Source organism: Streptomyces sp. NBC_00572, from assembly GCF_026341815.1.
Taxonomy (GTDB): Bacteria; Actinomycetota; Actinomycetes; order Streptomycetales; family Streptomycetaceae; genus Streptomyces.
Genome location: NZ_JAPENX010000001.1, coordinates 6632867 through 6647453, shown reverse-complemented (window position 1 = coordinate 6647453; position 14587 = coordinate 6632867). Strand labels below are relative to the sequence as shown.

At 71.9% G+C, this 14587-nt stretch carries 15 protein-coding genes; 2 read left to right on the top strand and 13 right to left on the bottom strand.

What is annotated here, in order from left to right; genetic code table 11:
* Positions 1-696 (bottom strand): flavodoxin family protein, encoded by a 696-nt coding sequence (locus OG514_RS30080; RefSeq protein ID WP_266900120.1) that lies wholly within the window; start codon positions 694-696, stop codon positions 1-3.
* Positions 697-767: 71 nt separating this feature from the next.
* Between OG514_RS30080 and OG514_RS30075 the strand changes: the two genes are divergently transcribed.
* Together OG514_RS30075 and OG514_RS30070 are read left to right on the top strand one after the other, a co-directional pair.
* A complete protein-coding gene (locus tag OG514_RS30075; protein WP_266900119.1) occupies positions 768-1112 on the top strand; it encodes a MerR family transcriptional regulator in 345 nt (114 codons plus the stop codon).
* 109 nt (positions 1113-1221) lie between these two features.
* Complete coding sequence (locus OG514_RS30070) at positions 1222-2604, top strand: glycoside hydrolase family 26 protein (RefSeq protein ID WP_266900118.1); 1383 nt, start codon at positions 1222-1224, stop codon at positions 2602-2604.
* A 64-nt stretch (positions 2605-2668) separates the two neighbouring features.
* On the opposite strand, the gene OG514_RS30065 is transcribed toward OG514_RS30070, so the two are convergent.
* The 12 genes from OG514_RS30065 to OG514_RS30010 form a co-directional block, all read right to left on the bottom strand.
* A complete protein-coding gene (locus OG514_RS30065; RefSeq protein ID WP_266900117.1) occupies positions 2669-4267 on the bottom strand; it encodes an alpha/beta hydrolase in 1599 nt (532 codons plus the stop codon).
* A gap of 180 nt (positions 4268-4447) precedes the next feature.
* On the bottom strand, positions 4448-5458 hold the full coding sequence (locus tag OG514_RS30060) for an aromatic ring-hydroxylating dioxygenase subunit alpha (RefSeq protein WP_266900116.1): 1011 nt from the start codon (positions 5456-5458) through the stop codon (positions 4448-4450).
* 1 nt (position 5459) lies between these two features.
* Positions 5460-5684 (bottom strand): recombinase-like helix-turn-helix domain-containing protein, encoded by a 225-nt coding sequence (locus OG514_RS30055; protein ID WP_189831080.1) that lies wholly within the window; start codon positions 5682-5684, stop codon positions 5460-5462.
* A gap of 29 nt (positions 5685-5713) precedes the next feature.
* Positions 5714-6649, bottom strand: coding sequence for a PDR/VanB family oxidoreductase (locus OG514_RS30050; RefSeq protein ID WP_266900115.1), 936 nt, complete (start codon positions 6647-6649; stop codon positions 5714-5716).
* 56 nt (positions 6650-6705) lie between these two features.
* A complete protein-coding gene (locus OG514_RS30045) occupies positions 6706-8340 on the bottom strand; it encodes a thiamine pyrophosphate-binding protein (RefSeq protein WP_266900114.1) in 1635 nt (544 codons plus the stop codon).
* A 9-nt stretch (positions 8341-8349) separates the two neighbouring features.
* Positions 8350-9138, bottom strand: a complete 789-nt coding sequence (locus OG514_RS30040; protein WP_266900113.1) for an SDR family oxidoreductase — start codon at positions 9136-9138, stop codon at positions 8350-8352.
* Between the two features lie 19 nt (positions 9139-9157).
* Entirely contained in the window at positions 9158-9913 is a 756-nt protein-coding gene (locus OG514_RS30035) for an SDR family oxidoreductase (protein ID WP_266900112.1), read from the bottom strand.
* Positions 9906-10427 (bottom strand): cupin domain-containing protein, encoded by a 522-nt coding sequence (locus OG514_RS30030; RefSeq protein WP_266900111.1) that lies wholly within the window; start codon positions 10425-10427, stop codon positions 9906-9908. Before OG514_RS30030 ends, OG514_RS30035 begins: the two co-directional genes overlap by 8 nt.
* Before the next feature lie 12 nt (positions 10428-10439).
* The gene (locus OG514_RS30025; protein WP_266901013.1) at positions 10440-11216 is read right to left on the bottom strand and encodes an alpha/beta fold hydrolase; all 777 of its coding nucleotides are present in this window, start codon (positions 11214-11216) and stop codon (positions 10440-10442) included.
* Between the two features lie 26 nt (positions 11217-11242).
* Positions 11243-12040: an aspartate dehydrogenase domain-containing protein gene (locus OG514_RS30020; RefSeq protein ID WP_266900110.1), complete on the bottom strand. Its 798-nt coding sequence runs from the start codon at positions 12038-12040 to the stop codon at positions 11243-11245.
* Positions 12037-12981, bottom strand: a complete 945-nt coding sequence (locus tag OG514_RS30015; RefSeq protein WP_266900109.1) for a VOC family protein — start codon at positions 12979-12981, stop codon at positions 12037-12039. The genes OG514_RS30020 and OG514_RS30015 overlap by 4 nt, the downstream gene beginning before the upstream one ends.
* 80 nt (positions 12982-13061) lie before the next feature.
* A complete protein-coding gene (locus tag OG514_RS30010) occupies positions 13062-14546 on the bottom strand; it encodes an aldehyde dehydrogenase (protein ID WP_266900108.1) in 1485 nt (494 codons plus the stop codon).
* Positions 14547-14587 lie beyond the last annotated feature (41 nt).

Here is a 14587-nt window from a genome sequence, read left to right as displayed (position 1 = left end):
TCAGACCATCGAGCCGACAGCCTCCACCGATCGCTCCGCGTGGTTCTCGCGCTTCTCCGGATCCCTGGGCTTCGCCGACTCCTCGTGCTCCTCGTGCTCCTCGTGCGGGAACAGCGCGAGCGGGGTCTCTCCCTCGAAGTACGTCCTCGCCCTGGCCAACGCCCGCTCGTCCCCGCGTACCTGACCCGGCCGGGAACCGTTCCCGAGCAGGACCCCGCCGAAGCGCATCCGCAGGTACGCCGCAGTGTTGTTGAGGGTGGTGACCATGCCGTCGGCGACTGCCTCGTCCTCGTCCGCCATGGCCGTCACCGCCCACAGCGTCCGTCCCGCCATCCGCTTCTTGAAGTCCAGGCCGGGAACGCCGAGCCAGCCCGACCAGTAGTCGAGGTAGCGCTTGGTGTGGGCGGAGAGGGTGTACCAGTACAGCGGTGAGGCGATCACGATGTCGGTGGCCTCCACGGTGGCCTCCCGCAGCGTCCGCTCGGCCGCCGAGACCGGCCAGTCGCCGTCCTCGTGGCGTCCGTCCTGGAAGTCCGGCAACGCCAGTCCGTTCAGGTCGACCCATCGCTGCGGGATGTCGGCGGGCAACGCCTCGGCTGCGGCCCTGGCGAGTATCTCGGTGTTGCCGTCCGCGCGTGAGCTGCCCAGCACGAACAGGAAGGAGCGGTCCGCAGGACGCGGGGAATGATTCGTCATGGCTCGACGCTAACCGTTGACACTGATGTCAAGGTCAAACGATCCCGGACGGGGCGGAAGGCGGGGCACGCATGCTGATCGGGGAGTTGTCCCGGCGCACCGGGGTGAGCGCCCGGCTGCTGCGCTACTACGAGGCGCAGGGGCTGCTGGAGGCCCGGCGCGGCCCGAACGGCTATCGCGCGTACGACGAGGAGGCGGTGGCAACCGTCCGCAAGGTGCGGGCCCTGCTGGCCGGCGGACTGTCCACCGAGGTGATCCGGGTCGTCCTGCCCTGCACCGGGGAGGACGGGACGGCATTCGACTGGTGCGCCGACATCCGGGATCTGATGCGGCGTGAACTGGCGGCCACCGACGCCCGTATCGACGATCTCCACCGGCGTCGCACCACCCTCGCCGGCTACTTGGAAGGCTCGTGACCTCGTGTCGGTCCGGCGGGGCGGACCGCTCCGGGCGCTCCCACCTCCGGCGCGGGCCGCTGGATAGCATCACTGACTCGACGTTTCTTCTGTCCTGGAGGACCTGGTCATGCGCAGGCGTACGTTCGTCACCGCTCTCGGCGCCGCGGTCGCGGCCGGCGGCCTGCCGGTCGTCACCGCGGGGAGCGCGGCCGCCGCGCCGCTCATCACGCCGACGCTGACGGGCCGGGACCCGGCCGCCTCGCTCAACGCCCGTGCGGTGTACGCGCATCTGGTGAAGCTGGAGAACAACGCGCGCTCCGGGAACCGCCCGATGACGGTGATCGGCCAGCACATCGAGGGCCAGCAGGAGCTGTACAACGCCTCCTACGGTGACACGGGCGGCACCACGCACGTCGGCTACTACTACAAGAAGGCCCGTGACATCACCGGCAAGCTCCCCGGCTTCCTGGAGATCGACCTCGGGCCGGGGTACGGCGCGGCCGACGGCTGGGGTGCGTACGGGGACCGCTCGTACAACCGGCCGCTCGGGCTGCCGACGGGCCGCCGGCAGTGGCAGTACGTGGACGATGTCGTCGACGTCGCGACGGGTGTGTGGAAGGGGCTGCCGCGCGCGGCGGACGGCACGTACAACCCGGCGGGTGTGATGGTCCGTTCCGACGGCGGGAGCGCGACGCTCGCGAACGGCGGGGCGGCCGCGGGAATCGTCGGGGTGAGCTTCCACCAGCCCTACCCCGGTTCGCCGTTGAAGGACTGGAGCCGGGTGCTGACACAGGTCCGGGGTGAGCACCCGGGCGGCGACACCGGCAATCCGGTCGCGACCCTCACGACCGACCAGGCGTGGTTCGACCGGGTCGTCGACTGGGAGTCGGACACCCCCGAGTACCGGGCCCTCCTGGCGGACCTCGGCTTCCTCGCCGCCTCGTTGTCGTACTTCGCCGCGTACGACATTCCCGTCCTGCTGCGGCCGTACCACGAGATGAACGGCGGCTGGTTCTGGTGGGGAGGCAGGACCCCGGCCAGTTTCAAGAAGCTGTGGCGGATCACGTACGACTACCTCGTGAAGACGAAGGGCCTGCACAACCTGATCTTCGTGTGGTCGCCGAACGCCTGGCACCCGCAGGGCGATGACGTGCCGTGGAACCACTACCCGGGGGCCGATGTGGTCGACGTCGTCGGCGTCGACGACTACGACCCCACTTCCGCCGCTTCCGACCTCACGCACACCTACTACACGGGGCTCGTCGACTACGCGAAGCCGCGGATGCTCGCGGAGACCTTCAACATGCCGATCACGGCCTCGGGCCGCAACGCGCTGACCCGCAGCCCGTGGGTGATCTGGAACATCTGGGGGTCCGGCACGACCAGGACGGACATCAACAGCAACGCCGACGTGAAGGCGACGTACTACGCCGCCGACCAGGTCTGCACGGGCGGTTCGGGGACCGGCGTCGGCCAGAACTTCGACTGGGGTTCGCTCCACGCGCACTGAGGGGTACGGCAGTGGGGCCCTCGTGGATCGAGGGCCCCACTTCACGGAGGGCCGGCCGTGTCGGTCAGGAGCGGTCCTGCCGCACCGGGAGACCCGGAGATGTCGGCAGCGGGAGGTCCAGACGGTTCTGCGCCTGGGCCGGAGTGGCCCGGCAGGTCACGTCCGCGGCCGGCAGCCTGCCCGTCGTCAGATAGGCGGTGGCGGTCTTGTCGGCGCAGGACTTGGAGCCGTAGATGCCGTGGCCCTGGCCGCCGAGGACGGTGACCATCCGGGAACCCTTCATGGCCCGGCGCAGCCCCTGGCCGCTGACCAGCGGTGTCTGGGAGTCCCACTCGTTCTGGAGGACGAGCGCTCCGACGGTGTTGTTCACCTGGGTGGCGGGCTCGGACCCGTTCTTCCAGAACGCGCACGGCATGATGTTCGACGCGAAGTCGCCGTAGAGCGGGTACCTGGCCTTGTCGCGGATCGCGTCGCGGCGGTACTGCTCCGGGTCGCGCGGCCACGAGCGGGTGTCGGCGCACGCCACGGCCCAGAAGGCCGCGTCGAAGTTGTCCGAGGGGACGGCGCGGGCGAAGGACGGCGGTACGGGACGGGGCGCCTCGCTCCGCTTCGACGCCGCCGGGTCCGGAGTCCCCGCGGCGGCCTTCTTGAGCTCGGCGATCGCCTCGGCGGCGCCCTTCACGTCGAAGAACATGGCCCGGCCGGCGCGGATGTCGTCGCCGGTCAGGAGCGTGCCCTGGAAGTCGATCGGCTTGCGGTCCGCCTGGACGACCAGGTCCCAGTAGGTCTTCCCGACCTTGGCCGGGGTGTCGCCGAGCCCGTACGTCGTGTGCCGCTGGGCGGTCCACTCGCTCCAGTGCTTGAACGCCGGCTCCGCGCCCTCCGCCCACACCTGGATCATGCCGCGCCAGATCCGCTGCGGGTCGACCGCGCTGTCCAGCACGAACCGGTCGGACCGCTTCGGGAACATCTGCGTGTAGACGGCGCCCAGGTACGTTCCGTAGGAGTACCCCAGGTACGAGATCTTCTTCTCGCCGAGCACGGCGCGGACGACGTCCATGTCCCGTGCGGTGTTGCGGGTCGTGAGGTGGGGCAGGACGTCACCGCCCTTCGCCCGGCACTTGTCGGCCACGGTCCGCGCCCACCGGACGTCCTTGTCGAACGTCGCGGCCTTGTACGGGCGCTGCCAGTTCCGCTCGTCGTCGTTCAGACCGCAGCTCATGGGCGAGCTCTGGCCGACGCCCCGGGGGTCGAAGCCGATCAGGTCGTACTGCTCCTTCACCGCCGTCGGCAGCTCCGAGCTCATGTACAGGGGCATGTCGAGTCCCGGGCCGCCGGGACCGCCGGGGTTGAGCAGCAGGACTCCGCGCCGCTTCTGGGGGCTGGTCGCCTTGATCCGGGACACGGCGACGTCGAGCGTCCTGCCGCTCGGCCGGGTGTAGTCGAGCGGCACCTTGAGCGTCGCGCACTGGTAGTTCGCCGGTGTCTCGGCGGCGCAGCGCTTCCAGCGCGGTGGCTGCTGGGTGAACAGCCTCAAGGGATCGGCGGAGACCGTCCGCCGGGGTGCCGGGGTGGCCGCGGATGCGACAGCGGGCGTGAGGGCGGGCACGAGCGTCGCGACCGCGCTGATGGCCACGAGGGGTGCTATTCGTCTGCTTCGCACAGTGAGTCAGGTCCTTGCGGGAGGCGGATGATCCGTCTCATGCACCCTTGCTCAGCGTGCAGTTGTGCGAATCCCTCCGCCGGTCGCGATCGCCTCCGACCACAGGAGGAGCGCGCCCCGAGGAATGGTTCCCGAGGCGGAGAACGTGACCCGCGGTATTCCCGTCCGGCCTCGGTGACGTCAGGCCGACGACTGAGCCTCGGCCTCCGCGCGGTACAGCCGACGGAGCCGTACCACTCCCAGGTCGTGCTGGTACAGGTTCTCCCGCTGGTCGGCGTCGGCGGGCATCGCCTCCAGCATCACGCGGTCCTGCTCCAGGACCTCCCAGTGACGCTTCTCGATCAGCGTCTTGTAGAGGAAGCGCCAGGAGTCGCGCTGCCAGTCCGCGACCCGGCGGTAGCGCCAGAAGAAGACTCCGGAGCGCTGCTCGTCGACGGGGCAGACCATGCCCACGATCCCGAACGGTCCGCCCGGGCCGGCGGACGGCGGGTACGGGATGGACAGGTCGACCCAGTCGACACCGGTGCGGCACAGCTCGACCCAGTCGAAGTTGACGCCCCGCTGGTCGGTCTTCTCGAAGAAGTAGCCACGGTCGGTCTCCCGGATGCGGAACTTGGCGGTCGTGTCGCCGGCGAACATGGTGTGCGACTCATGGTGGAGGAAGGCGCCGTGCATGGGGTCGAGCAGGTTCTCCACGGCGTACCGCCAGGGCACGTCCCACTCGGCGTAGCAGAGGAACGCGTCGACGGCGGGGTCCGTCAGCGGGTCGGGGAGCGTCAGTTCGGCCGGCTCGGGGTGTTCCTCGTCGCCGAACCAGGAGAGGATCGCGCCGCCGACCTCGCGTACGGGCAGCGAGGTGACCAGCTTCTTGCCCTCCAGGTTGCAGCCGGGCAGGCCCGGCACCGAGGTCACCGTGCCGTCGGCGCCGACCTCGACGCCGTGGTACCAGCAGGCGACCCGATCGCCGAGGTGCCTGCCCAGCGACAGGGGCGCTCCGCGGTGCGGGCAGCGGTCGGCGAGCATGGAGAGGGCTCCGTCGGATCGCCGGAAGAGCAGCCACTGCTCGCCGAGCACGGTCACCTTGCGCATGGCGCCGGGGGCGACGAAGCGCGAGGGGACGACGGGGTGCCACTGGTTGCGCAGACCGGTGGCGTAGATGTGGTCCGCGGTGGCGGGGGACGTCAGCGTCATGTCAGGCTCCCAGGCGGTTCATCTCGGCGCGGAAGGACTCCTCGGTCCAGGGCGCGCCGTCGGCGGTGTGCACCTTGCGGGCGTTGAGTCCGCGCACCACGTCGGTCAGTTCGTGGCCCTCGTGGGTGAAGACCTCTTCGAGGGTGGCGGCGAGCTTGTACTCGTACGGAGTGGGCTCGTGCGTACGGGACTGGTGGACGTCCAGGTACGGCCAGGTGTCGGTCACGGTGTCTCCTGAGAAGGCGGGGGAAGGGGTCACAGATCGAGGACGAGCCGGCCGGAGGCGCACCGCGAGACGCAGATCATCATCGTGGCGCCGGCGGTCCGCTCCGCATCGCTGAGCAGGAAGTCGCGGTGGTCGGGCGCGCCGTCGAGCACTCTGGTCTCGCAGGACCCGCAGATGCCGTCGCGGCAGGAGCTCTCGACACCGATCCCAGCGCTCTCGACGGCTTCGAGGATCGAGGTGTTCGCGTCGACCCGGAGCGTCAGGCCCGAGGTGCGGCACTCGACCTCGAACTCCTCGTCGTCTCCGGCGCGTTCCACGGTGGGGGCGGCGAATCGCTCCAGTCGCAGTCGACCCTCCGGGCAGCGTGCCTGCACGGCCGCGAGGAGGGGTTCGGGGCCGCACGTGTACACGAGGGTGTCCTCGGGCAGCCGGGTCAGCTCCGCGTCCAGGTCGATGTGACCCTGCTCGTCCTGCGGGACGAGCGTCACCTCGCCGCCGAGCAGGGCGAGTTCGGTGGTGAAGGCCATCGAGGCCCGGCTCCGGCCGCCGTAGACCAGGCGCCACTCGGCGCCCCGGCGGGCGGCTTCGCGGGCCATCGCGAGCAGGGGGGTGATGCCGATGCCGCCGGCGACGAAGACGTACGAGGTGGCGTCCTCCAGGGCGAAGTGGTTGCGCGGTTCGGAGACCGTCACCGACTGGCCGGGGCGGAGCTGGGTGTGGACGTAGCGCGAACCGCCGCGCGAGGAGGGTTCGTTGAGGACGCCGATCCGGTACGTGGCCTGGTCGTGCGGATCGCCGCACAGGCTGTACTGGCGGAGCCGCCCGTCGACGTGCACGTCGATGTGGGCGCCCGGCGTCCAGGCGGGCAGGGGTTTGCCGTCGGGGTGGGTGAGCTCGACGGACAGTACGCGCTCGGCCTCCCATGTCATGCGGTGGACGATCAGCTGCAGCGGGTTCTCGCTCATGGCCTGGTGCCTCCTTACCGGCGGTCGGGCAGTGCGGGGTGCGGGACGGGACCGGGTTACCGGCCCGGGATCCGCACGGGTGGGGTGAACGGGTTCTTCATCGGGCCCAGGGCCGCGAGGTCGACCTCGACGAGCGTCGGCCCGTCCGAGGCGACGGCCTCGCCGATGACCGGTGCCGCGTCTTCCTCGGCGCCGATGCGGAGGTACGGCAGGCCGCAGGCGCGGGCGAGGAGTTCGAAGTCGGGAGTGACGAGGTCGACGCCGGAGCGGCGCTCGCTGTGGCGGTCCTGCATGTTGCGCAGCACGCCGTATCCGCCGTCGTTGAAGACGATCAGGGTGAGCCGGGGCCGCTCCTGGGCGAGGGTGAGCAGTTCGCCGAGGTGGACGGCGAGTCCGCCGTCGCCGGCGAGGACGACGGTGGGCGAGTCGGGCCGTCCGAGGGCCGCGCCGATCCCCATGCCGAGGCCTTGGCCGATGCCGCCGCCGCGCGGGAAGACGTTGTCCCTCGGGTCGTACATGTCGAGGAGGCGGTTGCCCCAGCTGCTGGAGGGGATGGTGACGTCGCGGGCGACGACGGCCTCGCGCGGCAGGGCGGCGCGGAGCGCGTCGCAGATCGCGGCCTGCGGTCCGATGGTGTCGTGCAGGGTGGCCCGTACGTCGTCCCGGACCGCTCGGACGCGTTCCCGCCAGCCGTCCTCGGCGGGCGTGGCGTGGCGGGTCAGGGCCGTGAGGGTGGGTGCGGCGTCGCCGTGCAGCGGGTGGGCGACGGGGTAGACCCGCCCGAGCGCCGCCGCGTCGAGGTCGATCTGGACATGCGCCGGGGGCAGTTCGAGGGTGTAGTCGGCGGTCTCGTTGGAGCGGAAGTGGGTGCCGATGGTGACGAGCACGTCCGCGTCGGCAAGGAGGGCGCGGACGGCCGGGGTGGTGGCGAAGTTGCCGATGACCTGCTCGTGGTCCTCGGGCACCGTGCCGCGCCCGGAGTTGGAGGTGAGCAGTCCCGCTCCGGTCGCCTCCAGGAGCCGCGCCAGTTCGCCACGGGCTCCGGTCGCGCCGCCGCCGGCCCAGACGAGCGGGCGGCGGGCGGAGGCCAGGAGGGCTCCGGCGGCGGCGAGTTCACCGTCCGTGGGGGCGGGCACGGCGGGGTACTCGGGGACGACGGGGCCGTCGGTCTGGGACGCGTACTGGAGGTCGATGGGCCATTCCACGCTCGCCGGTCCGCCGGTGCCGCCGGGCCCGCCGAGCGCCGCGCGCGCCGCCTCGCGGAGGACGCGGCCCGCCCTCTCCGTGTCGGGCACGGTCGCGGCATGGGCCGACACGGCGGTGAGCATGCCGAGCTGGTCCTTGGTCTCGTGGATGAACCCCCGTCCGCTGCCGAGGAATTCGCTCTCGATCTGGCCGGTGACATGCAGGACGGAGCTGCCGGCGCTCAGCGACTCGATCAGTGATCCGGCGGCGTTGCCCGCGCCGGTTCCGGTGGAGGTCAGGGCGCAGCCCAGGGAGCCGCGGGCCCGTCCGTAGGCGTCGGCGGCGTTCACGGCCGATGCCTCGTGGCGTACGGGGACGAAGCGGAGTTCGCGGTCGACGGCTTCGACGAGCGGCAGGTTGTGCACGCTGACGATGCCGAAGACGGTGTCGATGCCCAGTTCGCGCAGGACGGCGACGAGGAGATCGCCTCCGTTGTCGTAACGCATGGTGTCTCCTCAGAGGATGGAGCGGCCGACGCCGCCGCAGACGTCGATGCTGGTGCCGGTGATGTACGAGGCGCGGGGCGAGAGCAGGGTGACGACCGCGTAGGCGACCTCGTCGGCCCGGCCGAGCCGGCCGAGGGCGACGCCCCGGTCGGCGGCGAGTTCCGCCTGCCAGTCCTCGTAGCTCGTGCCGGTGGCGGCCGCGGCGTGGCGGCGGGTCCACTGGCCGGTGTCGATGAGGCCCAGGCACACGGAGTTGACCCGGATGCCGTCGCGGGCGAGTTCTGTCGACAGGGACTTGGAGAGGTTGAGGATGCCGGCGCGGGCGGCGCTGGTGGTGATGAGCCGGGGCTCGGGCTGCTTGGCGAGGACCGCGTTGATGTTGACGATGCTCGCCGCGCCGGAGCGGGCGAGGAACGGGCGGGCGGCGCGCAGGGGGTTCAGCACGCCGGCGAACTTGAGCTCCAGTTCGTCGCGCCAGTCCTCGGCGGTCGAGTCGTCGAGGCCCTTCATGCGGGACTGTCCGGCGTTGTTGACGAGTCCGTCGACGCCGCCGAAGGTGTCGGCGGCGCCGCGTACGAAGCGGTCCACGGCGTCGGCGTCCCGGACGTCGCAGACGCCGGTGAGCAGGCGGTCGCGTCCGGCGCCGAGCCGGGCGGCCGCCTTGGCGAGACGGTCGGCGTCACGGCCACAGGTGGCGACACGGGCGCCTTCGTCGAGCAGGGCGCGGACCGTGGCCAGGCCGACGCCCGAGCTGCCGCCGGTGACCACGATGGTGCGGTCGGCGAGGCCCAGATCCATAACGGGGTTCTCCTGCGTGTCAGTTCATGGTGAAGCCGCCGTTGACGGCGATCACCTGTCCGGTCAGATAGCGGGACTCCTCGCCGAGCAGATAGGAGACGATCCCGGTGAGGTCGTCGGGCTGCTGCGGCCGGGAGACGGCCCGGTTCAGGCGGTAGAGGTCGTGCCGCTCGGCGGGCACGGTCTCGGTCGCCTCGCCTTCGGTGAGTCCGGGGGCGACCGCGTTGACGGTGATCCCCTTGTCGCCGAGTTCGCGGGCCATGGCCCGGGTGAGCGCGATGACCGCTCCCTTGGAGGCGATGTAGTGGGCGAGGCGCGGGGAGCCGTAGAGGGCGGCGTCCGAGGCGATGTTGACGATCCGGCCAGGCTCCGCGAGGAGCGGGTACAGGGCCTTGGAGACCAGCCAGGGGCCGCGGGCGTTGACCGTCATGAGCCGGTCCCACACCTCGATGTCGATGTCCTGGAATTCCTTGCCGCCCACGCCGTTGGCGAGCGCCGCGTTGTTCACCAGGCCGTACAGCGGGCCGAGCTCCCGCACGGCGGCCGCGAGGGCGGCCACCGAGTCCGGGTCGGCGACGTCGCAGCGTACGAAGCGGGCGTCGATGCCCTCCGCGCGCAGTTCGGCCGCCGCGTGTTCGCCCCGCTCCCGCTCCAGTTCGGCGAGGACGACGCGGAAGCCGTCCTCGCCCGCCCGGCGGGCCATGGCCAGTCCCAGGCCACGGCCCGCTCCGGTGACGACGACGGTGCGTGCGCCGGCCGGGGGCAGGTCAGCCACGGGTGACGCCGTGCATCGGCGAGTACTCGGGGTAGGTCGGGACCTGCGGCTTCTGCGTGCCGATGACGACGCAGAAGAGGGCGTCGGTGTCTCCCTCGTTCTTCAGGGAGCGGGTCACGCCGGCCGGGACGACGATCATGTCGCGGTAGCCGAGGGTCCGGTACTCGACCTCGTCGGGGCCTCGGTGGATGCCGACCTTGACCTCGCCCTCCAGGACGAAGAAGGCCTCTTCGACGTCGTGGTGGGTGTGGGCCGGGCCCTCGGCGCCGGGCGGAAGCAGCATGTTGGAGAAGGTGAAGCCGCCGGACGGGATGATGCGGCTGTCGCCCTCGTGGTTGCCGGTGGCGCCGGAGCCGACGTAGCGGATCTGTCCGCGGCGGTACTGCGGTCCGGCCTTCTCCTGGAAGGAGAGGGTGTCGAAGTCGGCGACCCGGGAGACCTTGCTGGCGATGAGGGAGTCGGTGTACGCGGCGAGGTCGTCACCGTTGTCGTACGCGGTGGTGGTCAGAGGCATGGGAGACAGCTCCTATTCGGGGATGCGTGCGGTGATGCGCAGGTGGGAGAGGACCCAGGCGTCGAAGCGTCCGGGCTGCTCCTGGTTGGCCAGGTGACCGGCGTCCTTGACGATCACGAAGGCGGTCTTGTGGAGGGCCCCGGCGATGGCCTGACTCGCCTCGATGCCGGTGACCTCGTCCTGGTCGCCGCAGAGGACGAGCGAGGGGGCGGTGACCGTGGGCAGTTCGGCGCGAAGGTCGGCCGAGGCCATGGACTCGGCGGCGTACCCGTAGCCGGGGAGCCGTACCGAGGCGGCCATGGTGTCGACGATCCGCCGGACCAGTCCGGCCGGGGCGCCGGGTGACACCAGGCGTGGTCCGCGTGCCTCGGCGAAGGCGCGCGGGCCGAGTTCGGCGAGCTCGGTGGCGCGGGCCCGCATGCCCGCCGCCTTCGTCTCGTCCGTGCCCGAGCCGGGGCTGGAGTCGGCGACGATCACCGAGGCGACGAGGTCCGGGTGGCGGGAGGCGAGCCGCAGGGCGATCACGCCGCCCCAGGAGACGCCGAGCACATGGGCGCTGCCGCCGCGCTCCCGGATCAATCGGGCCGCCGTGTCCGCGAAGTCGTCGAGGGTGAGGGGGACTTCGGGGTCGGGCGACCGGGCGTAGCCGGGGGCGTCCCAGGCGACGACCCGGGCGTACGCGGAGAGTTCGGCGAGCTGCGGGGCGAAGGCGGCCGAAGAGGAGCCGATGCCGTGGAGGCAGAGGAGCAGCGGGCCGTGCTCGCCGGCTTCCTCGACGTGGACGTCCATGGACGCCGGGGCGAGGAGGTCGGTGTTCACAGGATCTGCCCCGTCCGGCCGGCCAGCGCGGCAAGACCGCGCAGCACCGCGTACGGCACCACCTGGCTGGTCGCCGGGTTGCCCGGGTCGGGCAGGTGCGCGACCTCGAAGCGGTACGCCCCGTGCGCGCCGGACGCCTCGATCACATGGCGCGTGTGATGTGCCGCGGGGTCGGCGACGACCCGGACCCGCACAGCGTCCAGGTCGCCGACGGCCAGCGCGACCGAGGCGGCCACGTTCGTCGACTTGGGGAACTTCGCCGGCACCTCGCGGGCGGTGCCGGTCATGACCTCGACCGGGCCGGTCGCCGTCCGCATCCGAGTCAGCAACTCCTCGTCCATCCACGGCTGTTCGAGGGTCGAGGGCAGCTTGGTGGTGGTGAGCCGGACGTCGTCCAGGGGGCCGAGCGAGCGGGCCGCCTGGAGCAGGTCGAGTCCGCCGACGGCGCCGCCGGTGAAGTACACCCGGCCCGGTCCCGCCGCGAGCAGCCGCTTCGCGAGCTCCTCGTCGGTCATCGCACCGCTGGAGGCGATGAGCAGGTCGGTGCCGGAGGCGAGCACCCGCTCGCCCCACTCCCGTACGACTCCCTGGCCGGCGGCCTCCACGATCAGGTCGCAGAGTTCCAGCGCCTCCTCGAAGGGGACCTGGGGGGCCGGCGCCGCGTCGCCGAGCGGACGGTTGTCGACGACGCACACCAGCTCGGCGCCGTCCACCTGCCCGTCGGCGAGGGCGGTGCCGACGATCCGACCGATCGCGCCCCAGCCGACGACTCCGACCTTGCGTGCGGTGCTCATGCGTTGTCCTTCCTGGCGTCGACGGGTGCGAGCGGGCCGGGGTCCGGCGCGCCCGCCATGTGGCAGCGGATCTCCTTCGACGGCGGACCCGCCGTGCCCCACAGGTCGGAGAGCTCCGGGACCCGTCGCCACACGCGGGCGATCCAGGTGTCCTTGACGATCTGGGCGACCTCGGAGGTGTACTCGCAGACGAGCCCGGACGGGTCGGTGAAGTAGGAGAAGGTGTTGTTCCCGGGGCCGTGGCGGCCGGGTCCCCACTGGGGGGTGATGCCGTGGTGGCGGAGCCGGCCGAGGCCGCGCATGAAGTGGTCGACCGAGCTCATCTCGTACGCCACGTGGTTGAGGGAGGTCCACTCCGCCTGGTTGAAGGCGATGCAGTGGTGGTCGGCGTTGCAGCGCAGGAAGGCCATCTGGTGCTCGGACCAGTCGGAGACGCGCAGTCCGAGCACCTCCCGGTAGAAGGCGACGGCGGCGTCGATGTCGACGGTGTTGAGCACGGCGTGGGTGACGCCGACGGGCACGGCGCCGTCCCGTCCGCGCGGGACGACCGCCTCGACGTGGGCGCTGATCTCGACGAGGCGCCCTTCGGGGTCGGTGAACCGCAGCCCGTATCCGCCGCCGGCCTGGTCGAGCGGGCCGGGGCCGAAGACGGGGACGATGCCGCGTGCTTCGAGGCGCCGGGCGGCCTCGTCGACCTCGGCGGGGGTGGCGACGGCGAAGGCGAGCCGGCCGAGGCCCACGCGCTCGCGTTCGGTCAGGTGCAGGACGTGGTGCTCGTCGCCGGTGCCGCGCAGCCACCGCGCGCCGTTGTCGGACTCGACGGTCTCCAGCCCCCAGACCTCCTCGTAGAAGTCGGCGGCCTCGGTGAAGGCGGGCGTGTGCAGCTCGACGTACCGCAGGGAGCGGAGCCGGGCGATGGGGCCGGGCGGTGACGGTTGCATGAGTCTCTCCAGACGGGCGGTCGGGCCCGGACAGTTGGCTCGGGGGGCGTGTCCGGACGGTTGGCTCGGGGCGTGCCGGGTCAGCCGGCCCAGGGCAGGGGTGCGTCGGAGGTGCCCCAGTACAGGGACTTCTGTCGCTGGTAGGCGCGGATCGCGTCCCGGCCCTTCTCCGTGCCGAGGCCGCTGTCCTTCCATCCGCTGAACGGGGTGGCGGCGCTGAACTGCTTGTACGTGTTGATCCAGACGGTGCCCGCCTCGATCCGGCGGGCGATCCGCCAGGCGGCGCGCAGGTCACGGGTCCAGATGCCGCAGGCGAGGCCGTAGACGGAGTCGTTGGCCTGGCGGACGAGGTCGTCCTCGTCGTCGTAGGGCAGGACGACGAGGACCGGGCCGAAGATCTCCTCCCGGCAGGTGCGGGAGGTGTTGGCGAGGCCGTCGAGGACGGTCGGGAGGTAGTAGGCGCCGTCCTGGTACCGCTCCCCCGCGGGCGCCGACCCGCCGCACAGGACGCGCGCGCCTTCGGAGCGGGCGAGGTCGACGTAGGCGGCGACGGAGTCGCGGTGGCGGTGGTGCACCAGCGGGCCGACCTGGGTGTAGGGGTCGGTGCCGGGGCCGACGCGCAGCTTGCGGACCCGCTCGACGAGCTCGCCGACGAAGGTGTCGTAGATCTCGCGTGCCACGAAGAGCCGCGAGCCGGCGATGCAGGACTGGCCGCTGGACGAGAAGATCCCGAACAGCACTCCGGCCAGCGCCTGCTCGATGTCGGCGTCGGCGCGCACGATGGTCGGCGACTTGCCGCCGAGCTCCAGCGAGGCGGGGACGAGCTTCTCGCCGGCGATCGCGGCGATGGACCTGCCCGTCTCGGTGCCCCCGGTGAATCCGATCCGGGTGACGAGGGGGTGGCGTACGAGGGCGTCGCCGACGGTCCTCCCGCTGCCGGGCAGTACCGAGAGGAGGGCGGTCGGCAGGCCGAACTCGTCGAGTGCCCGGGTGATCAGCCGCCCGAGGGCGAGGGAGACCAGGGGGGTCCAGGCGGCGGGCTTGAGGAGGACGGCGTTGCCCGCGGCGAGTGCGGGGGCGATCTTCTGCGCGTCGCTGGCGACCGGGGAGTTCCAGGGGTTGATCGCGCCGACCACGCCGATCGGTTCGTGGACGCTCATGGTCACGTACGGGCCGCGGGACGGCGTGAGCGTGTCCTCGGCCGTCTCCAGGGAGGCGGCCATGTACCGGAAGGTGCCCGCCGCGCTGAGTGCGAGGGCCCTGGTCTCGGTGAGGGTCTTGCCGGTGTCGGCGGTCTGTGTCGCGGCGAGCTCGGGGGCGGCCTCTTCGGTGAGCTCGGCGATCCGGTGCAGGAGGCGGGCGCGCTCGTGGGCGAGCAGGTCCCGCCAGGCGGGGTCCGCGACCGCCTTCGCCGCGGCCTCGGCCGCTTCGGCGACCTCGGCGACGGAGGCGGAGTGGACGGTGGCCAGGACGCGTCCGGTCGCCGGATCGACGGTGTCGACGGGCTCGCCCGCACCGCGTCGCCACTGGCCCGCGATCAGGATGTCGGTCGGAAGGAGCGGCACGGGTGGACCTCCGGGCGGGGGCGGAAGGGGAGTTGGCTCCG

Bases quoted from the DNA above. Each gene is read 5' to 3' on its own strand.
- OG514_RS30080 (WP_266900120.1), bottom strand. From the start codon at position 696: ATGACGAATCATTCCCCGCGTCCTGCGGACCGCTCCTTCCTGTTCGTG.
- OG514_RS30075 (WP_266900119.1), top strand. From the start codon at position 768: ATGCTGATCGGGGAGTTGTCCCGGCGCACCGGGGTGAGCGCCCGGCTG.
- OG514_RS30070 (WP_266900118.1), top strand. From the start codon at position 1,222: ATGCGCAGGCGTACGTTCGTCACCGCTCTCGGCGCCGCGGTCGCGGCC.
- OG514_RS30060 (WP_266900116.1), bottom strand. From the start codon at position 5,458: ATGACGCTGACGTCCCCCGCCACCGCGGACCACATCTACGCCACCGGT.
- OG514_RS30050 (WP_266900115.1), bottom strand. From the start codon at position 6,649: ATGAGCGAGAACCCGCTGCAGCTGATCGTCCACCGCATGACATGGGAG.
- OG514_RS30045 (WP_266900114.1), bottom strand. From the start codon at position 8,340: ATGCGTTACGACAACGGAGGCGATCTCCTCGTCGCCGTCCTGCGCGAA.
- OG514_RS30040 (WP_266900113.1), bottom strand. From the start codon at position 9,138: ATGGATCTGGGCCTCGCCGACCGCACCATCGTGGTCACCGGCGGCAGC.
- OG514_RS30030 (WP_266900111.1), bottom strand. From the start codon at position 10,427: ATGCCTCTGACCACCACCGCGTACGACAACGGTGACGACCTCGCCGCG.
- OG514_RS30025 (WP_266901013.1), bottom strand. From the start codon at position 11,216: ATGGACGTCCACGTCGAGGAAGCCGGCGAGCACGGCCCGCTGCTCCTC.
- OG514_RS30020 (WP_266900110.1), bottom strand. From the start codon at position 12,040: ATGAGCACCGCACGCAAGGTCGGAGTCGTCGGCTGGGGCGCGATCGGT.
- OG514_RS30015 (WP_266900109.1), bottom strand. From the start codon at position 12,981: ATGCAACCGTCACCGCCCGGCCCCATCGCCCGGCTCCGCTCCCTGCGG.